Source organism: Kitasatospora sp. NPDC004272 (genome assembly GCF_053603035.1).
This window is the reverse complement of the sequence record NZ_JBSGET010000049.1, coordinates 17807-36593: the sequence shown is the minus strand read 5'-3', so window position 1 is coordinate 36593 and position 18787 is coordinate 17807. Positions and strand designations below refer to the sequence as shown.

Annotated in this window: 21 protein-coding genes; 12 read left to right on the top strand and 9 right to left on the bottom strand. The window is 73.3% G+C overall.

From position 1 onward, the window contains the following. The first annotated feature begins 183 nt into the window (after window positions 1-183). Window positions 184-468, top strand: coding sequence for a hypothetical protein (locus ACWEO5_RS17265; RefSeq protein ID WP_452163164.1), 285 nt, complete (start codon window positions 184-186; stop codon window positions 466-468). A gap of 148 nt (window positions 469-616) precedes the next feature. Here ACWEO5_RS17265 and ACWEO5_RS17260 read toward each other — a convergent pair whose 3' ends face one another. The 9 genes from ACWEO5_RS17260 to ACWEO5_RS17220 form a co-directional block, all read right to left on the bottom strand. Beyond that, a complete protein-coding gene (locus ACWEO5_RS17260) occupies window positions 617-1039 on the bottom strand; it encodes a hypothetical protein (protein WP_452163163.1) in 423 nt (140 codons plus the stop codon). Window positions 1040-1191: 152 nt separating this feature from the next. Further along, window positions 1192-2190 (bottom strand): hypothetical protein, encoded by a 999-nt coding sequence (locus ACWEO5_RS17255; RefSeq protein ID WP_452163162.1) that lies wholly within the window; start codon window positions 2188-2190, stop codon window positions 1192-1194. 168 nt (window positions 2191-2358) lie between these two features. Next, window positions 2359-2904 (bottom strand): telomere-protecting terminal protein Tpg, encoded by a 546-nt coding sequence (gene tpg / locus ACWEO5_RS17250; RefSeq protein WP_452163161.1) that lies wholly within the window; start codon window positions 2902-2904, stop codon window positions 2359-2361. 123 nt (window positions 2905-3027) lie between these two features. Beyond that, window positions 3028-5559, bottom strand: a complete 2532-nt coding sequence (tap, locus tag ACWEO5_RS17245) for a telomere-associated protein Tap (RefSeq protein WP_452163160.1) — start codon at window positions 5557-5559, stop codon at window positions 3028-3030. Window positions 5560-6203: 644 nt separating this feature from the next. Continuing rightward, window positions 6204-7796, bottom strand: a complete 1593-nt coding sequence (gene dnaB, locus ACWEO5_RS17240; RefSeq protein WP_452163159.1) for a replicative DNA helicase — start codon at window positions 7794-7796, stop codon at window positions 6204-6206. A gap of 76 nt (window positions 7797-7872) precedes the next feature. Next, window positions 7873-9075, bottom strand: a complete 1203-nt coding sequence (locus ACWEO5_RS17235) for a hypothetical protein (RefSeq protein WP_452163158.1) — start codon at window positions 9073-9075, stop codon at window positions 7873-7875. Window positions 9076-9603: 528 nt separating this feature from the next. Beyond that, window positions 9604-10380, bottom strand: coding sequence for a glycosyltransferase family 2 protein (locus tag ACWEO5_RS17230; RefSeq protein ID WP_452163157.1), 777 nt, complete (start codon window positions 10378-10380; stop codon window positions 9604-9606). Next, complete coding sequence (locus tag ACWEO5_RS17225) at window positions 10377-11156, bottom strand: glycosyltransferase family 2 protein (protein WP_452163156.1); 780 nt, start codon at window positions 11154-11156, stop codon at window positions 10377-10379. The genes ACWEO5_RS17230 and ACWEO5_RS17225 overlap by 4 nt, the downstream gene beginning before the upstream one ends. Further along, window positions 11153-11974, bottom strand: a complete 822-nt coding sequence (locus ACWEO5_RS17220; RefSeq protein WP_452163155.1) for a GntR family transcriptional regulator — start codon at window positions 11972-11974, stop codon at window positions 11153-11155. Before ACWEO5_RS17220 ends, ACWEO5_RS17225 begins: the two co-directional genes overlap by 4 nt. A 211-nt stretch (window positions 11975-12185) precedes the next feature. Between ACWEO5_RS17220 and ACWEO5_RS17215 the strand changes: the two genes are divergently transcribed. The 11 genes from ACWEO5_RS17215 (at window position 12186) to ACWEO5_RS17165 (ending at window position 18555) form a co-directional block, all read left to right on the top strand. Continuing rightward, a complete protein-coding gene (locus ACWEO5_RS17215; RefSeq protein ID WP_452163154.1) occupies window positions 12186-12536 on the top strand; it encodes a hypothetical protein in 351 nt (116 codons plus the stop codon). Continuing rightward, window positions 12537-12671 carry a hypothetical protein gene (locus tag ACWEO5_RS17210; RefSeq protein WP_452163153.1) on the top strand — a complete coding sequence of 45 codons (135 nt, stop codon included), beginning with the start codon at window positions 12537-12539 and terminating at the stop codon, window positions 12669-12671. It abuts the gene before it with no gap. 82 nt (window positions 12672-12753) lie between these two features. Next, on the top strand, window positions 12754-13047 hold the full coding sequence (locus ACWEO5_RS17205; protein WP_452163152.1) for a hypothetical protein: 294 nt from the start codon (window positions 12754-12756) through the stop codon (window positions 13045-13047). Beyond that, window positions 13047-13193 (top strand): hypothetical protein, encoded by a 147-nt coding sequence (locus ACWEO5_RS17200; protein ID WP_452163151.1) that lies wholly within the window; start codon window positions 13047-13049, stop codon window positions 13191-13193. The genes ACWEO5_RS17205 and ACWEO5_RS17200 overlap by 1 nt, the downstream gene beginning before the upstream one ends. Window positions 13194-13259: 66 nt before the next feature. Next, window positions 13260-13877: a hypothetical protein gene (locus ACWEO5_RS17195; RefSeq protein ID WP_452163150.1), complete on the top strand. Its 618-nt coding sequence runs from the start codon at window positions 13260-13262 to the stop codon at window positions 13875-13877. Window positions 13878-14297: 420 nt separating this feature from the next. Continuing rightward, on the top strand, window positions 14298-14498 hold the full coding sequence (locus ACWEO5_RS17190) for a hypothetical protein (RefSeq protein ID WP_452163149.1): 201 nt from the start codon (window positions 14298-14300) through the stop codon (window positions 14496-14498). Beyond that, window positions 14491-14724 carry a hypothetical protein gene (locus ACWEO5_RS17185; protein ID WP_452163148.1) on the top strand — a complete coding sequence of 78 codons (234 nt, stop codon included), beginning with the start codon at window positions 14491-14493 and terminating at the stop codon, window positions 14722-14724. Before ACWEO5_RS17190 ends, ACWEO5_RS17185 begins: the two co-directional genes overlap by 8 nt. Window positions 14725-14728: 4 nt before the next feature. Then, entirely contained in the window at window positions 14729-15067 is a 339-nt protein-coding gene (locus ACWEO5_RS17180; RefSeq protein ID WP_452163147.1) for a hypothetical protein, read from the top strand. A gap of 16 nt (window positions 15068-15083) precedes the next feature. Beyond that, the gene (locus ACWEO5_RS17175) at window positions 15084-15635 is read left to right on the top strand and encodes a hypothetical protein (protein ID WP_452163146.1); all 552 of its coding nucleotides are present in this window, start codon (window positions 15084-15086) and stop codon (window positions 15633-15635) included. Further along, on the top strand, window positions 15632-16150 hold the full coding sequence (locus tag ACWEO5_RS17170; protein WP_452163145.1) for a hypothetical protein: 519 nt from the start codon (window positions 15632-15634) through the stop codon (window positions 16148-16150). Before ACWEO5_RS17175 ends, ACWEO5_RS17170 begins: the two co-directional genes overlap by 4 nt. Window positions 16151-16269: 119 nt before the next feature. Then, window positions 16270-18555: a hypothetical protein gene (locus tag ACWEO5_RS17165; protein ID WP_452163144.1), complete on the top strand. Its 2286-nt coding sequence runs from the start codon at window positions 16270-16272 to the stop codon at window positions 18553-18555. The last annotated feature ends 232 nt before the right edge of the window (window positions 18556-18787 follow it).

Here is an 18787-nt window from a genome sequence, read left to right as displayed (position 1 = left end):
GTCAGAAAACGTCCCCACCTGGGAAAACGGGGGGTCGATGACACAGACAACACAGATGTTCTTGGGCAAATAGGACGCCGGGAGGCGGATCGTTGATGATCTATCTCCACCTGACTCCACCCCCTCGATGATCTATCTCCCGGGCGGCCGTGACCCCCGAAGGCCGGAGGCGGTTGAGCGGTGGTGAGCTCCTCCTCCCCCGGCCGGGTGCTCGGCACCGGGCTGGCCTCCCTGATCCCCACCGACGGCATTGCCGATGTCGACCCGGTCGCCGCCGCGACCGGCCGCCGCGTGGTGGCGCAGCTGCTGCAGCTGGACGCGGTCGAGGTGCCGGTGGCGGTGGTGAACGCAGCCGTGGACCTGTTCGGCCTACTGGCCGACCACCCCGACCCGCAGGCCCGCGAGGCGGTCGAGGCGGTGGTGGAGCGGCTGCGCGCCGCCGTCGGGGGCGCTGGATCGGGCGGGTAGCCGTCGGGTTGTCCCAGGGGTGTCCCAGCTGGAACGCGAAACGCTTCCACCAGGGGAAATGGCCTGGGACTGTCCTAGCAAAACGGACATACCCGGCGTGCTGGGACGCTGCTGGGACAAGGTTGTCCCAGGGTTGTCCCAGCCCGGATCAGACGGTGGTGCCCTGCGGGAACGGCCACGGCGTCTTCGGCCAGCGGGCCGGGTCGGTGCTGTCGCTCATCGTAGTGGCCAGCAGGGCGGCGGCGACGTCGTCGGGGTCCGTGTCGGCGGCCAGGTCGAGGTGGGCCAGGTCGAACGGCAGGTCCGACTGGGCCTCGTGGTCCCAGATGTACGACCAGCCGTCCCGCTGGTGCCAGTGCACGGTGAGCAGCAGGTCGGCGTCGTAGGCGTCCGGGTGGCCGTCGGGGTCGTGGGCTCCGGCGCCCCAGTCGAGGCGGGCGGTCAGCGCGCCGTCCGGGTCCTGGTCGAGGAGCCAGCCGCCGGGGCCGCGGCCGGCGGCTTCGAGCGCGGTGACGACCTGGGCGATGTGGTCGTGGTGGGGCAGGTGCCGGCCGGAGTCGGGCGCGGTCATGGGCACGGGGCTCTCCCTCGCGGTGCGGCCCGGACCGGTGCCGGGCCTGCTGGGGAAGAGCGTCGCCGCGGTGGCCTGTGGACAGAGCTGGGCGGGCGCGGACATGGAGAAGGCCCGCCCCGTGAGCGGGGCGGGCCTGGGCGGTGCGGGTGCTACAGGCCGGGCAGGGCGGCCTCGCCGGGTCGGCGGGCGGCGGTGGTTCCGGCGGCGAGGTGGACCAGGTGCAGCAGGCGGTCCGCGGTGCCGGGCGCGATGGCCGGGCGCAGCCGGCCATCGGCGGTGACGTCGGCGCGCCAGCGGGTGATGGTCTCGTGCAGGCTCCGGCGGCTGCGGGGCAGGAACGCCGGGGCGTCGATCGCGGCGCGGCGCAGCGCGGCGTACAGCGCATCGAGGTCGTCCAGGTTCCACATCAGGACGGTTCGGCCGGCGAGGAGGCCGGACAGCTCGTCGAGGGCGTCGGCGGCCGGGACGGCGTCGGGGGCGGGGCAGGGGGTGCGGGGGCCGGTCAGGCGCAGGGTTCGGCGGAACAGCCGGGTGCCGACCAGGTCGAGGGCGGTGAGCTCGGCGGCGGCCGGGACCTGCTTGCCGGACGGGGTCGAGCGGTGGGTGTAGGCGACGTCGAGGACGGCCAGGCGCTCACCGTGCTCGGCGACCAGGTCGCCGAGCATCTCGGCGGCGACCGCGGACTCGGTGCGCAGGCGCTGCTGGACGCGCCGAATCTTGTCGATCTGCAGGCAGGTCCGGCACAGCAGCCGGCTGTGGCCGACCTGGGAGTCGATCCAGGTGGTGGGCGGCACGTCGGGCCGGGCGCCGCAGTCCTCGCAGACCTTCGCGGCGCTGGAGCGGGCGGCGGCCGCGGCGAGCTGCGCGCCGGTGGCGGCGGTGGGCAGCGACTCCGCCAGGTCGTAGAGCTTGAAGGTGTCCTTCCCGGCCGGGGTGCTGCCCGCCACGGTGGCACGATGCGGTCCGCCGGGACGGCGGGGGAGGTCGAGGGCGGCGAGCTGGGTCTTGGTGAGCAGGTGCTCGGGCACCTCGCCAAACCAGGAGTAGGCCGGCACCGGCACCGGGGCGGGCCGGGCGGCCGGGGGGACGGTCGCGGCGTCGGCGGGCTCGGGTTCGGCAGCGGTGCTGCTCTCGGCGGTGGTGGTCATCGGCTGTGGTCCTTTCCTCGGTTTTCTGAATTCCCATCGGGATTTTCTCGCGCCGATCGCTCCCGGTGTCGGCGAATACGAATTCTGGCCCACGGGAAACGCCCTCCGCGCTGCCGTTCGGGCGGCACGGAGGGCGTTTATCGGCGACACAGGGCCGTCGCGGGGCCTCTACAGCTCGATGTCCATCCACTCGACCGAGTTGACCTCGGCGTCGAGGCCACTCGCGCGGGAGCCCTTGTTGCGGAAGTAGTGCTCGGAGAGGGCGTCGGCGATGATCGCCTCCTGCTGGGCCTGGCTGGCCCCGGCGTCGCGGGCTTCGTAGAGGCGGCGGGCGACGTCGCCGGGCAGTTTCTGGCTGATCATGCGCGGGCGGGGGTCGTCGGTGGATCCGCCGGCCGCGGTGTAGCCGAAGGTGGCCGACAGGTGGAGGGTGAACCCGTTGGCCTCGGCGGCCTTGCGGACGCGCTCCTTGACCTTGGGCTGCCACTTCGTGCGGACCTTGGCCTGGATGGCCTTGGCGGCGGCGGGCTTCGGGTTGCCCTGGCCCTTGAGCCAGCGCTGCACGGTGCGCTGGCTGACGCCGAGCTCGGCGGCCAACGCCTTGGTGGAGCCCTTGGCGCCCTTGAGCAGGAAGCGGACCTGGGCGGCTACGGACTGCGGGAGGGGCCGGGTGCGCTCGGCGCGCTCCAGGCCCTCGTCGATACGGCGGCTCACGGTGGCCGCTCTCCTTCCCGGCCGCCCGGGTCGGGCGGCCGCTGCTGGTGGTCGAAGTCGTGGACGGGCGGGGTCCGGCGGAACCCCGGGTCGAGCGGGGCCCGGCCGGACCGGCGGCGGGTGCTACTGGTCGTCGGCGGCCGGGCCGCCCTTGATGAGGCGGCCCGGGTTGTAGCCGTCGGCGAGCTGCTCCAGCACCTCCGCCAGCGGCCGGCTCCCCTCGTGCTTGACGTGGCCGGGCGAGACGCCGAGGCGGGGCAGGCCGGTGATCGGGCGGCCGTTCGCGCCGAGGATCGCGGTGGGCTTGCCGTCGGCGTCGTAGGGCAGGACGTCCAGCGGCGAGGGGCCGGCGGCCGCGTAGACCACGCAGTCCGTCGCCACGGCGAGCGGGTAGCGGCCGGTGGCCTCCGCGAGCTTGCGCAGCTTGCGGTGCATGTTGACGCGGCTCGCGGAGATCACCGCCGCCCGGATGTCCGGCCGCCAGGTCGGCCGCTCCAGCGCCGACCAGCGCTCACCGAACTTGTAGCCCAGGCCGCGCGGCTTCTCCCTCAACTTCCCGATGCCGGACTTCGCGGTCGCCTTGATGGCGTGCAGCACCGCCAACTCGCCCGGGTCGCCCTCCTTCAGACGGGCCATCGCCTCCAGGTGCGCGCCGAGGTCGCGCACCGCCAGGTCCGCGGGCACGCCCAGGCGCTCCATGGTGGTCATGTAGGCGGAGCGCAGGTGCTCGTACCAGGGGTCCAGGTACGGGCCCGCCTCGTGGCGCAGCCAGCCCTCCAGCGGGCGCACCTCGTAGCCCAGCTCCTGGGCGTACGCGACGGTCGGGGTGGCGTACCAGCCCGGCCCGACCGGGCGCTCGCCGGTCGGCGTGAACGGGTTGGGCAGCCGCGGGTCCAGCTCGATGCCGGAGAAGTCGCACTTCCACGCGCCGGGGATACGCGGGTCGAAGACCGGGTTCAGCTCGTGCACCGGCTCCGAGAGCCCGACCACCAGGCGGGCGCTGGCGGCGAGGAACGCGGTGTTCGTGTCCAGGCCGACGGCCCAGGCGAGGATCCGCTCGCTCTCGTCGACCAAGTCGATCGGGCGGTGCCAGTCCCAGGACTCCTCGGCCATCACGTGCTCGGGCCCGTCGCCCTCGCGCTCCTTGGCGCGCGGGTGCATGTCCGGCACCTCGCACGGCGCGGCGTCGACCGCCTGGTGCAGCGAGCCCTCCACCAGGGCGCTGCCCTTCGAGCCGTCCGCGTTCATCACCCAGCGGGTGCGCGGGCGCAGCGCGGTCATCAGCTCCAGGCCGGCCACCGGGGCGCCGCCGCACGGGGTGATCACGCGCTCCGCGTAGGTGCCGAGCAGCACGGCCAGGGCGGCCGGGTCGGCGAGGACCTGCTCCGGGATCGCCCAGTGGTCCTTCGCGGACAGCGCGCCCCAGCCGGGGACGCACAGCTGCACGCACACCCGGCGCCCGCCCTCGGGCTGGCGGTAGACGCGGGCCCAGCGGCCCAGGCCGCGCTGGGTGAGCTGCCAACCCGCCCGCTCGATGGCCTTGACCGCCTTGTGGGTCTTGGGCAGGCGGCCGAGGCGGGGCACGAAGTCCTTCTTCTCGTCCTCGCCCGCGGCGGGCAGGCCGACGGCGGCGAGCACCCGGTCAGTGAGCACCAGGACCGGGTCGCTGTCCTTGCCGAACCGGTGCAGGCGGGCGCCGCCGAGGCCGGCCTCGATCGCCCACTCCACCAGGCCCACCAGGGTCCGGGTCGTCGGGGCGGTCGGCGCGGTGCTGCCGTCGGCGAGGTACGCGATCAGCGTCTTGCCGTCGGCGGCGACGTCCAGGACGGCCAGCGGCCCGCCCGGGAACCGGGCCTGGGCGGCCTGCCGCCACTCCGCCACCGCAGACGTCGCCGACGTCGGTGTCGACGACGTCGGCGACGGCTTCTTCGCCGGGGCCTTCCTCGCCCTGGCCGTGGCGGCCGACCGCGCCGTGGCGGCCGGACGCGACGCGGCGGAGCTCCGCCGGGGCGAAGCCGGAGCCGGTGCCGGGGCCGGTGCTGCGGCGGCGCGGGCCTGCGCGCCACCGGCCGGGTCGACCCGGTCGGCGGCGGCCGGGACCGCGGCCGCGGCGGCAGGGGCAGCGGCGGCCGGGCGGCACAGCCCGCCCAGGTGCATCGGGTGGCCCTGGACGCGGTAGACCGCGGGCTGCCCGCACTGCACGCACGGCAGGGGCTCGGCCATCACCAGCGACCCGTCCGGGTTCTGGTCCAGCAGCACCGCCTGCACCACCGGAGCAGCGACCGCGGCGGGCCGGTCGACCTGCTCGCCCCGGACGTCGGCGGCCGGGGCGGGCGACGTGTCCGGCGCGGCGGCGAACGTCTCCGGCACCGGCAGCTGCAGCGCGGCCGGACGGGCCGCGCCGGCGGGCGCCGGGAACCGCTCGCCCAGGCCGCGCAGCAGCCTGGCGTACAGGCCCCGCTGCGGCGGCCGCGGCTCGGAGCGCCCGGTCTCCCACGTCCAGACCGTCTCCTCGCGCACCCCCAGCTGCTCCGCGACCCGGGCCCGGGTCAGCCGCGCCGCCCGGCGCAGCCGCTTGCGCTCCGCCGGCGGCGGGAGCTCCTGGTCGTCGACCTCCGCCAGCAGCGCGTCGATCGGGTCCGTCCCCTTGGGCATGTCGTACCTCCTAACACCTCATCGTAGTGCAGTTTCTAATGTTGGATCTAAGGTTTTTGGCGCTCTTGCGGGTGAACCCGGACAGCACGGATCGCGCGGCGGACACGACGGGGGTCTGTGCACCAGCCGGACGGGGGTCTCCCCACCACGCGGACGGGGGTCTGTGCACCGGGCGGACCACCCTTAAGAGAAGTAGTGAGAGAACGCGCCGGACCCTGCCGGACGCCGTAGGCCACCTACAGGTGGCTACGCGCGCGAGCCCGACCGGCGCCGGCCGCCAGGGGCGGACAGCTCGGACCGCCCGGCACGGCGGCCGACGACCCGTCACGAACTGCGAGGAAGTGGCGTCGTGGATGACGCCAGGGGTGGCGTCACCGGTGACGCCAGGGTGGCGTCGTGGGTGACGCCCAATATCTAGAACCCCTTCCAGAACCCGGTCGAGACGCTTCCGGACGGCCGTAGGCCCCTGACGGGTGGCTGCGCGCGTGCGCGCGAGACCCCGGCCCGGAAAGGCCGGCTGCGCCGCCCGGACGGCAAGAGCCCTAGATCGACTTCTGCGGGACGATCAAGGTCCCGCCCGGCTCTGCGGGCGCGGGCGGGGCCGTCGGGCGATCTGAGGGGCGCTCAGGGCCCTTCTCGCGCCTCTAGAGGCCGAGTTCCGAAGCGGTGTTCGAGCTGGGGGTCCATCCGCCGTCGGCGTAGGGGTCGTCGGCGGGGTCGGACTCCATGTCGCGGGTCATGTCGACGATGCGGCTGTAGTGGCCCTGGAAGGCGGCTGTGATCAGGGCCTGCGGGCCTCCGCGGTGCTTGGCGACGTTGAGCTCGACCTCGCCCGCCCGGGGGGTCTCCTTCTCGTGCATGTCCTCGCGGTGCATCAGGATCACGATGTCGGCGTCCTGCTCGATCGCGCCGGACTCGCGCAGGTCGGAGACCATCGGGCGCTTGTCGGTGCGCTGTTCGGGACCGCGGTTGAGCTGGGACAGCGCCACCACCGGGCACTCCAGCTCCTTGGCCATCAGCTTGAGCTGGCGGGACATGTCCGAGACCTCCTGCTGGCGGCTCTCGGCCCGGCGCGAGCCGCCGGACTGCATCAACTGCAGGTAGTCGACGACGACCAGGTCCAGGCCGCCGTACTGCTGGGCGATGCGCCGGGCCCGGGAGCGGATCTCCATCATGGTGAGCTCCTGGGAGTCGTCGATCACCAGCGGCGCCTCCATGATGGCCGGGGTGAGACGGGCCATCCGCTCGAGGTCGGCGTCCTTCACCGTGCCGGCCTTGATGTGGTGCAGCGCCACCCGGGCCTCGGCCGAGTAGAGCCGCTCGACGATCTCGGCGCGGCCCATCTCCAGCGAGAAGAACGCGCACACCTTGCCCTGGCGCATCGTGCAGGCCCGCGCGAAATCCAGGGCCAGCGTCGATTTGCCAACGCCCGGCCGGGCGCCGATGACGATGAGCTGACGGGGCAGCAGCCCGCTGGTGAGCTGGTCCAGGTCGGCGAACCCGGTCGACAGGCCCCGCAGCCGCTTGCGGGTCTTCGCGGCGTCGAGGTTGTCGAAGAACGTCTCGACGTCGTCGCGGACCGGCGCGTACGGGGTGCTGACGCTGCGGTTGCTGACGGCCTGGTAGAGCTCCGCCTGCGCGGCCTGGGTGATGTCGTCGACCTCGCCCTCGGCGGCGTAGCCCATCGCGGCGATCCGGGTGCCGGCCTCCACCAGGCGGCGCAGCACGGCGCGCTCGTGGACGATCTCCGCGTAGTACTCGGCGTTCGCGGCGGTGGGCACCGAGTTGACCAGGGTGTGCAGGTAGGCCGCGCCGCCGACGCGGACCAGGTCGCCGCGCTTGGTGAGCTCGCCCGCCACGGTGATCGGGTCGGCGGGCTCGCCCCGGCCGTAGAGGTCGAGGATCGCGCCGTGGATCGCCTCGTGCGCGGGCCGGTAGTAGTCCGCGGGCTGGAGCACTTCGACGACGTCGCCGATCGCGTCCTTCGACAGCATCATGCCGCCCAGCACGGCCTGCTCGGCCGCCAGGTCCTGCGGGGGCACCCGCTCGAACGCCGCGTCGGCGACCGCGTCGCCGCCTTCGTCGCGGCGGCCGCGGGTGCGCCCGCCCCAACGCGGCGCGGGCAGCTGCTCCACCGGCTCCTGGTCCGGCACCCAGTCGTCCTCCGGCCGGTCGTCCGGCTCGTCGTCGGGCAGGTCGTCCGGCTCCTGGTCCTGGTCGTCGGGCAGTACGCTCATGGTGAATCTCCGTTCGAGGTGGTTCGATCCGGCGGCCGGGGGTGCATCCCCGGCCGCCGTTGCTGTTCGAGGTGGATCAGGCGTTGACCTTCGGCTTCCACGGCACCCCGGCGGCCGCCAGGATGTCCGCCATCGAGGCCGGGGCCGACTTCGCCTCCCGCTCCCGGTGCTGCTCCGACTCGATGACGCAGGTCGGGCAGTCCAACGGGAGCGCCGGGTGGCGGGGGCACTTGTTCGGGTCCGACTGCCTGACCGAGGAGGCCCGGGTGAACGGCGCGCGGGAGTTCGCGCAGTGCTTCTCCAGGTCCTTGCCCCACTGCGGCAGCTCGCGGGCCCGGTCGATCAGCCACCACAGCGGCCGCACCGCCAGCAGCTCGGTCGCCTGGTCCAGCACCTTGGTGCGGATGCTGGGCAGCGCGGGCCCGCCCAGCGCCTCCTCGTAGGCCGCCAGCACCTTCTGCGCCTCCGACGCCGGCTGTTCCTCGGCCTCCCGCTGGACGGGGAGATCGACCGTGACCGCAGTGGTCGGCGCAGCCTCGATCTCTCTCTCGGTCGATGCCTGAGTGGCAGTGGCGGAACGAGTGTCTGCCGGGCCGTCAGTGACGGAGGAGAGAGAAGCAGAAGACTGAGGGAAGAAGAACGGATCGTGTTTTGCCTGGTCAGAGGCCGAGTGCGGGTCGGAATTCCGACCCGCGGGGTCGGAATTCCGACCCGCAGACGCCTCCGAGAGCTGCGGGTCGGAATTCCGACCCGCACGCTTGGCACGCTCCTCGCGCTCCTCACGGCTCTTGGCGGCGGCCTGCTCGGCGGCCTGCCGGGCGGCCTGCTCAGCCTGCGGCTGGATGGCCTTGAGCTTCTCGTCCACGTTGCGCCACCGCGGCGTGTAGCCGTTGCAGGGCCTGTCGTGGATCTTGATGCGCAGGGGCTTGCCGAGTGCCCCGCCACGGGAGGACGTCTTCAGCGGCGCCCCCTCGGGCGTGCTCATCAGCCCGACCTTCGAGAGCCGGTCGAGCATCCCCCGGACCCGGGTGAGGCTGCTCGGCTTCCCCTTCGGCCCCGGGATCAGCTGGCACATGTCCGCCATCGTCATCACCCGCACCCGGTTGACGACGCCACGGTGCTCGTAGACGAGCGCACGCAGCGTCCAGTAGCCGCGGGCGTCCCCATCCTGGAGGTCGTCGCACAGGGCGATCCAGTCCAGGAGATACGCGCCGTAGAGCCCGTCCCCTCCCGGCCCTTCGAGGTGGGCTTCCTGCCTGCTCTCGTGCTCCGTGCTCATCACTTCACCTCCGATCCGGCGGCGGGCGCCAGGGACAGCCCGGCCTGGACGGCCGAGCGGGTAACGGGACAGGTCAGGGCAGGGGTGTGGGTATGCACGCCCCTAGAGGCCGGATTCCGGGGCACGGTGTGACACGTGCGCACGTCGGACTTCGGCTGGATGGTCTTCACGTCGCCAGTCGTCTCACGGCTGCCCTGTGGACAGAGCTCGCGGAAGCGGCGGTGGAACAGGGGGGAGCTCACACCGGACGGTGCGGTGGAGCTGGCCGGCGGATCGGCCTGGTGCACGGGGGCGCTGCCTCTCTGGGGTCGAGCGCCGTCACCGTGGGTACGTCGGGGTAGCCCGGGAGAGCGAGAGACGGGTGTCTCTCGCTCGCGTCCGGGTACAACTGGTACCGTCGGCGACGACATCGTGTGCGGCGAGGCGGCCCAAGTTTGGCGACTGGGGGCCGCTTTGCCATTTCAGGACACTAGTGGTGCTCGCAAGCAAGCACCGAGGGGAGCCTAGTCCCGCTACTACGCGGCTGGGCTACGAAATTGTCGGCGTGTCGTTCCCGCCGATCCTGGCCACCCAGCGGTGTAGGGCCTCAGCCCGCTCGCCCATGACGGTCATGCGGGCCTCCCACTCCTCTCCAGCGGAGTGGTGCGGGTGGCGGGTGATCTGGTGTTCGTGCAGTCGGTACAGCATCCCGACCTCCGGGGAGAACCAGCCGTCGGAGACGGCGTCCAGGCCGAGCAGCAGCCCGGTGTCGCCGGAGGCCGGCAGGGCCAGCCAGCCGCCGAGGAGCGCGATCAACTCGCGGCGTGCGCACAGACTCGCCGGGTGAACCTGCGCGCGGCGGTGCTGACGCCAGTGCGCGAAGACCGCGCCGCTCGGCAGGAGGCCCGGCTCCGGGTCTCCGTCGAAACCAGCGGTCGACCCGTCCTCCAGCAGGTCCAGCACGCGGGAGGTCGTCCAACCGACCTCGGGGTGCTCGCTCAGGATCGTGATGTCCCGGAGCAGCGTGCCCTCGGGCAGCAGGTCGTCGGCGTCCATGACCTTGATCAGCGAGCCGGTGGATCGGCCGAACGCCATGGTGCGAGCGACCTGCGGGCCGCCGCGCCGGGACGAGGAGATCCGGATCCGCGGGTCGTCGGTCGGCAGGAACGAGGCGGCCTTCACGTCGTCACCGTCCTCCTGGACCAGCCATTCCCAGCTCCAGCCGTTCGGCAGCTTCTGGGCGAGGAGCGCCTTGTACGCCTCGGGGAGGTAGTTGGCGCTGGGTCCGTAGACCGGCGTGACGATGGACAGCAGACGGTCGGTCACTTAGCTACCTGCGCAATCAGTTCGGTGGAGGGAACCCAGCGCCACCCGGTGCGGCGCAGGGCGTCGAGCCGGGTGAGCAGGACGGCCGAGAGCGCGTCGCGTTCGGCCTGCTCCCAGTGCGCTGACTTTGCGGTCACCTGCCCGTCGTGCTTGCGGTAGATCTCGCCCGGTTCGGCGATCATCCACCCGGGCGCGACGGCCTCCAGGAGCAGCAGCAGGGCTGCGTCCTCGGAGGCCGGGACGGCGGGCCAGCCGCCGACGGCGTGCAGCAGCTCGGTGTAGACGGTGAGGGTCGTACCCATCACCGCGTACCGGTCGGCACGGTAGCTGTCGGCGATCAACCCGGGTGCCAGCAGTCCGGCCTCCGGGTCGATCGACGAACCGCGCAGGGTGCCGTCGGGCAGCAGGTCGACCGCGGGTGACACTGCCCATCCGACCGTGGGGTGGGCGAGCAGCGCCTCGATTCCGCGACGGAGGGCGCCTTCGGGCAGCAGGTCGTCGGCGTCGAGAGCGCGGACCATCGGCCCGGTCACCCTGGCGAGCGCCATCGTGCGGGCCATCGCTGCGCCGCCGCGCCGACCGGTGCTGTACGAGACCCGGGCATCGTCGGTCGGCAGCATGAGGCCAGGGACGCCGGTCTGCCCGTCTTCTTGGACGATCCACTCCCAGTCCCAGCCGTCCGGCAGCTCTTGGGCGAGCAGCGACTCGTACGCCTCGCTGAGGAACTGGTGGCCGCCCTCGTAGACCGGGGTGACCACGCTGATGATGCCGGTCACTCAGCCCACCCCGGCAGCGGCGTGCGAAAAATCAGCTGGACCCGATCGCCCGGAAGCGGGATATCCGCGACCTCGACCGGACGGCCGTCGGTGGCGACGCTCAACTTCCGGACGTGCAGGAGCGGTACGGCCGGGGGGATGTCGTAGTCACGGGCCTCGGCGGCGGTCGGCATGGCGGCGGTGACGGTGTCGACGATCTCCCCGACCTCGATGCCGACGGTGCCGAGCTGGTGCATCGTGCCGCCAGCCCAACGGGCCAGCTTCTCCGGGTTGAGTAGATCGGGGTTCCCCTTGATCAGCTCGTACGGGACGTAGCTGATCGACCGACTCAGACCCGCGAGCTCCTGGTGACGGCGCTCGTAGACCACTCGGCGCACACGGTCACCCGGGCCGAGCTCCAGCGCGGCGGCGACATCCTCGGGAGCAGACACCACGTCAACCCGCACGCCGTTGTGGTGCAGCGTGTCGATCGCGATGCCGGTGTCGTACTCGCTGACGCCGACCGCACCACGCTCGGCGTCATCGGCCATCCCCGCGCGGAGCTTCTCGTCGCGGTACCGCTTGTTGTCGCGCACGGAAGGAACCGGCTGGACGCGGACCCAGGTTCGGCCGCCGGCCAACCCGGAGAGCAACCCGGCTCCCTTGAGCGCCTGGATCACGCGACTCGCGGTCTGCGGGCTGACCTCGTACTTCTCGGCGAACTGCGCCGTGGTGGGGAACTGGTCGCCGGGGCGCAATCCCTCCTGATCGCCGCGGAGGATCGCCTCCGTCAGCTCCGTGACCAGCCCCTGTGTGGGCCGGGGGTCTCGTGTGCTCATGGCCCAACCATTTCACTTCCGAACACGGCGCGCAAGGACCTTTCATGAAAGGTCCTTGCGCGCCGACCGACGGTGTGTCAGTCTTCTTCTCGCCAGCACCTTTCACGAAAGGTCGGGGGGAACCTCGGCCTTTCGTGAAAGGCCGCAGCCCCGACTGTGCTTGCCGGCGAGTCGGGGCTGCGCGGACCGACTCGTCTAGGGAGTGATCCGTATGACCAGCATCGCGCACCGCAGTCCGAACTGGAGCCCCGGGGCCACCCTGACGCTCCGCCCCCAGGACCTCACCGCCCACACCATCGTCGACACCATCGCCACCCACCGCAGCGCGCCGCTGCAGGAGCAGTACGAGGGCGCCGTGCTCTCGCTCGTCGTCAGCGACCTCGCCTCGGCCGCCCCGGCCGCCGACGAGACCGCGGTGAAGGCGATCGTCGCGGACGTCTGGAGCCAGGCCGAGCAGCACGCGAAGTCCGCCCGCACCAGCTGGGCGCACCTCTCGTGGTTCGTCCAGGCCGCGGTCACCCGCTTCGTCAGCGGCCTGCTGCCGCAGACGGCGGGGTGCTGAATGAGCCGCCAGCACCTCGGCGACCAGGAGGTCGCCCGCCGCATCGAGTCCGCCAACGCGGCCGCGGCGGCGGCCGAGGCCGCCCGCCAGCAGGCCGAGCAGCTGCGCCAGCAGCAGGCCGGCGGTGCCCGGTGAGCCTCCAGGGCGGCGACAAGATCATCACCCCGGCCCCGACCGGCACCCCCGGCTCCCCCGCTCCGCAGCAGGGAGGCAAGTGATGGGCATCCGATCCTTCCTCGGCTTCGCCAGCGGCGACTCCGGGGGCAGCAGCTCCGGGACCGGTTCGACCGGCACCCGCACCACCACCTCCGGCTCCGGCCGCTCCGGTGGCTGGCACACCTACGACGAGGCCACCGCCCGGCGGGACCACCGCACCGCGCAGGCCCCGGTGCAGGAGGCCGCGACGGACCGCTGGGGGCGCCGAGTCCCCTCGGTCAGCCCGTACACCGGCCCCAACGCCGACGCGACGCGCCGGAACTTCGGCCGCCGCTACCGGACGGAGGAGAGCTGATGCCCCGTCTGGTAGCGGTAGGCCGGATCACCGCCGGTAGCCCCCCGCAGATCACGGTCAGCGCGGATGCCCCGCCCGCGATGCAGCAGCCGGCCCCGGCCGCGCCCGCCGCACCGCCGGTGCCCGCCCAGCCGCAGCGCCGCTGACCCTCTCCCCTCTCTCCACCACCGCAGTTCGGCCCCCGCCGCCTGCACTCTCGGAACCGTCCTGGCATGCACATGCCGGGACGGGCGCCGGGAGCGGGCGGCGGGTTCCACCCGGAACCCGCCACCAGCGCCAACACCGTCCCGGAGGACACCGTGAACGCCACCGCCACCACCGGCCGCCGCCAGGCCGCCACCGTCGCCCGCGCCACCAGCACCTGGCACTGGGTCAACGAGGCCACCGGCCGCGAGCGCACCCGCCGCGCCGCCGCCCGGCGCATCGCCAAGCTGACCGGCACCGAGCCGGTCCGCTGGGACGGCGAGATCAGCGACGCGGACTGGCGCACCGTCCTGTCGGCCGGCGCGGACGCCCTCCTCGCCCAGAACGCCGACGCGGACGGCGAGTTCCACCTCGACCTGGTCGACGCCGCCAAGCAGATCACCGCCAAGGCCGCCGACACCGAGACCACCGCCACGGTGATCGAGCGCTCCACCGTCCTGCCCGTCTCGGGCCAGCACGTCGCCGCGGCCGCCGCGAACCCCGACGTCACCAGCGCGGAGGAGGAGTATCTCCAGCGCTGGTCGCCCGTCCGCAAGGACCGCTCGGGCCAGGACCCCCGCGGCCGCTACGTCATCCGCTGCCGCGACGGCATCCGCCGCTACCCGGACGGCTCGCTCGCGGACTAGGCCCGCCGGCCCCGGCGCCACGGCCAGCTCCACCTTGTCGCCCGACCCGGGCCCCGCCGAACACCAGCTGCTGCGCACCGCCCCGTGGTTCCCCACCCGCCCCGACCTGTCGGGCCGGGCGGGGAGCTCCGGGACCAACCCGGTCCCCTCCGCGATCACCACCGAGGAGAACCAGATGCGCACCAACCCCTACGCCGCCCGCGCCGCCGTCGCCGCCGTCGTCCTGGCCGCGGCCGTCACCGTGGGCGCCGTCGCCCCGGCCTCCGCCGCCCCGGCACGCACCACGCCGGGCCCGGCGGCGGCCGGTCCGGTGCGCTGCCCCGACCGGCCGTCCCACCCCCCCCGGGACGGCCGGTCCGGGGAGCCACCGGCCCACCTGCACAGCCCCCTCCGCACTCCTCGCCCGAGAAAGGGCCGCGCATGGACTTCACCGACACCGCCTTCACGGTGTTCTTCTCCGGCAGCGCGATCACCTCCGCGATGGTCCTGACCGCCGAGGCGGTCACCGCCCGGGTCACCCGCCGCACCGCCGCGCCCCTGCCGTCCGTCCACGTCACCATCACCGTCACCGCCCCGGCCGCCGACGCCGACCTGGTCGTCCGGGAGGCCGGCCGTGCCTGACATCAGCCTGTTCGGCTGGCCGCTGTGGCTGATCTTCCTGGTCGGCGGCGTCATCTACGCCGCGGTGCTCGGCGCGCTGATCGCGTTCGACGAATGGCGCGGCAACTACTGGGAGTCCCAGGAGATCCGCCGCCGCCAGGCCCCGGTGACGGTGGCCGGCCTCGGCCTCATCGGCCTGTACCTCGTCGGCGAGATCATCGCCGCCCTGGCCCGGCTGGGGAGCTGACGGCATGTTCGTGCTGCGCGACCTCCTGGTCGCCGCCGTCGGCCTGCCCTACTGGCCCGGCCGCGACCGGCACGACCGCTTCGCCAGCGAGGGGCGCCGCCCCGTCGCCGTCGTCGCCCACGCCGCCGGAATCGCGCTCGGCCTGCCCTGGTGGCCCGCCCGCCTCGCAGCCGGCGCGGTCTACCTCCTCGCCGTCGTGCGGCTGTGGCGGCTCGCCCGCCGCGGCTCCGCCCACACCCGCGCCGCCGCCGCCGACCTGCTGGTGCTGCTCGCCCCGGCCGCCGTCGCCGCGCTGACCGGCGCGCACCTGATCCCGCTGCTCGTCCAGCTCCTGTCCTACTGACCCCGGAGGAACCGCGGTGACCGTCGAGATCCCGCCCCCGCCCACCCACGCCCCCGACCAGCCCGCCGCCGAGCCGGTGTCCGGCTTCTGGCTCGGGCCCCGTACCCCGGTCGACCCCGGCGAGGCGATCTCCGAGCTCGCCGCCGAGATCCGCCAGGCCCGCCTGGACGACGCCATCCCGATCAAGGCCGACGACGCCGACGACCTGATCGACTGGCAGCGCGTGCGCGCCGCCACCCGCCGACTGATCCGGGCGATGCAGCTGTGGCCGAACCTCTCGGCCGCTAGCGCGTCGCTGATCGGCCCGGCCTGGCTGTGGCGGTACGTCGTCGTCTCCTGCTCCACCTCGTTCGCGCCCGCCGCCGACGTCGCCGACCCGGGCCTGTGCCTGGGCCTGATGACGCTGGCCGGCGCCGTGGTGGTCCACCAAATCGTCCGCGGCAAGAAGTTGCTGCGGCTGCTCTCCCCGCTCACCCGCACCGCGGTCTGGGCGGTCGTGTTCGGCACCGTCACCTACCCGCCTGCGGCCGCCTGGCTCGCAGCGTTGATCGGAGGAATCTTCAAGTGACCGGAATCCAGCTCACCCACACGGTCACCCTCGCGGGCAGCGGCTTCGGCTTCCTGCTCACCGTCTGCACCTTCGGCTGGTTCTACTTCAAGGGCAACCGCAAGATGGCCGCCCTCAAGAAGAAGGCGCTGTGGGTGCCGTTCGGCACCGGCCTGCTGGTCGCCGTCCTGGCATCCGCCTGCGCCGGTGGCCTGCTCGGCAAGGTGTCCGGGTTCCTGACCGGCACCGGCAACCAGGGCGGCGCCCTGGTCTCCAAGGGCATGGTCGGGGGCGACGGCTCGGCCGCCGCCTCCCAGCACCAGCTGCTCACCTACTCCGGCTCCTGGATCGCCCTGGCGATCCTCGTGCTGGCGGCCTTCTTCCTGTACTTCGCCAAGAAGCTCGGGGAGAAGGTCCTGCTGGCCATCGGTGCCGTCGTCGGTGCGACCTGGGGCCTTGCCATGGCCCTGGGCGGCCTCGCCTCCTGGACCGCGATCCCCGTCGCCAACTGGGCGGGCTCGATCCTCATCGGCTGATCCGGCCCGTGATGGGCGCCCCGGACCCGCCCGGCCCGCACCTCGGGCCCGGCGGTCGCCGGGACGTCCACCCCAGACCGGACCCACCACCCCAACCGCACCCTTCCCCGGAGGCCCCGATGCCCACCGGCACCACCGCCATGCCCACCGCCACCGATCCGGTCGCCGCCCCCGTCGGCGAGCCGGCCGACACCACCACCCCGAACACCGAGGCCACCACCACCGCCGAGCCCGCCAAGGACGGCGAGAAGAAGCCCAACGTCGTCGTCCGCCAGGCCGTCCGCACCCGCACCGGCGTCCGCTTCCTCGGCTCGCTCCTGCACCACTGGGGCCTGGCCGACGACCAGGGCGCCGACGAGATCCGCCGCCGCCTGGTCGCCGCGCAGCTGGAGGCGTACACCGAGCGCCGCACCGAGGTCGAGCAGTCGCTCAAGGCCGCGCTCAAGAAGACCATCAAGCTGGAGGAGGCCGCCGCCGACGGCGGCCTGACCCAGAGCCAGCGCCAGGACCTGGTCCTCACCCGCGAGATGGCCCGCCGCCTGGAGAAGTCGCTGGAGACCATGCGCAAGCACCCGTTCTCCGCGCAGCAGCCCGGCGACCGGCAGATCGAGTGGTCCCGTAACTGGATCAGGGTGCGGCGCGGCACGGTCCTGGTCGCCGGGGCCATCGCCACCGTCGTCTCCGTCGTCCAGGTCCCCAAGCTCGGCCTGCTGGAGTTCGCCGCCGCCGCCGGCCTTTCCTGGTGGATGGGCGCCCGCGAGCCGCGCCTGGTTCAGCGCCCCGTCCCGGCCGAGCTCCTGCTGCCCGAACTCGCCCCGCCCGCCGCCGAGCAGGCCGCGTCCGGCGCCGAGCAGGCGACCGTGTCGGCCGGGCCGCTGTTCGAGGGCGACACCGGAGCCCCGTTCCCCATCCACCGCGCCACCGACCCGGCTCTCGCCGCGGCCTGCGTGGCGCGGGCCCTGGTCGCCCAGCAGATCGACCTGGCCGAGATCACCGAGACGGTGCAGACCTCGGTCGGCTGGTCGATGACGGTCACCGTCGCCTCCGGCGACCCGGCCGACATCGACACCGACCGCAACGCGGCCGCGATCCGGACCCTGCTCAAGGTGCCCCGGGGCGGCCTGGCGGTCGAGTGCTGGCCGGACGCCAGCGACACCGCCACCGTCCGCGTGCAGACCCGGCCCGCGTTCACCGACATGGGCCCGATCCCCGACCACCCGGCGCTCTCCAACTCGATCATGGACGCCGGATCGTTCGGCAAGGGCCTGGACGGCACCGAGCTCGCCTTCTCCCTCGCCGGGGTGATGGGCTTCCTCGTCGCCGACTCCGGCGGCGGCAAGAGCAGCATCATGCTGGCCCTCGCCGACTGGGCCACCTCCTGCCGCGACGCCGTCGTGATCTCCATCGACCCGCGCGGCGAAGGCGTCGAAGCCCTCGGCGACGCCATCCAGCTCGCCGTCAGCGACGACAAGCACATCCTCAAGACCCTCGACTGGCTCGACAAGCTCTGCGAGGGCCGCACCCGCACGCGCAAGGCCCGCCGCTACGGCAAGGTCTGGCCCGTCAGCCCCGAGCACCCCGCCGTCGTCGTGTTCGTCGACGAGTGGCACGACCTCCCCACCAAGGCCAAGGCCAAGCTGCTCCACCTGCTGCGCATCGGCCGCAAGGAAGCGGTGTGGATCATCGGCGCGAGCCAGTTCGGCACCAAGGAGGACCTCGGCTCGGCCATCGCGCCGAAGATGTCCCTCAAGATGGCCGGCTGCTGCCGGGGGGTCGACGTCACCGGCCTGTTCGGTCAGGGCGCGCTGCGCGAGGGCTACCGGGCCGACCGGCTCAAGCCCGGCACCCACACCGACCCCGCCGACGCCGGCACCGTCTACATCCAGGGCCTGCCCGGCCAGCGCAACCGGCCGATGCCCTGGAAGTTCCGGCACCTCACCGACAGTGACGCCACCCGGCGGGGCGACCAGCGCGCCGAGGCCGGCCTGCCGGACCTCACCGTCAGCGCCGCGACCGTCGGACTCGACTGGCCCGCGCTCCTGGTCTCCCTCGGCGCGAACCGCCCCACCCCCGCACCCCTCGCCGCGGGCGCCGCTCCGGCGGCCGTCGCCGCGCCGTCGATCCTCGACGTCATCGACGCGATGAACGGCGAGCGCACCATCCACACCGGACCCCTCCTCAAGCGCCTCGCCCAGGCCCGCCCCGAGGTCTACGCCGACTTCACCGCGGACGACCTGGAGGTGCTCCTCACCCCGTACGGCGTCCAGGCCCGCCAGGCCCGCGCCATGACGGAAAGTGAGGGAACCAAGAACCGCACCGGCTACTACCTCGACGACCTCCAGGGCGCCCTGGACGCCGACGACGACCCGGACGACGACGACCTGGACGAGGACGACGAGGCGTAGCCGAGCGCTCTACAACCCCTCTACGGGCCCGCCGCGCACAAGATCGCGTAGCGGGCCCGTAGAGGTCCCAGGTCAGCCCTGATCTGGGCTGTAGCGATGTAGAGCCCGTAGAGCCGTCCCACCCTTCCGGGCCCGAAAACCGCCGACGACGCCCCTGCGGGCCCCCACGGCCCGCCCGCTCTACAGGCCGCGCCAGCCAGCCCGTGAGCCACGCTCCGCGCGGTCCGCCACC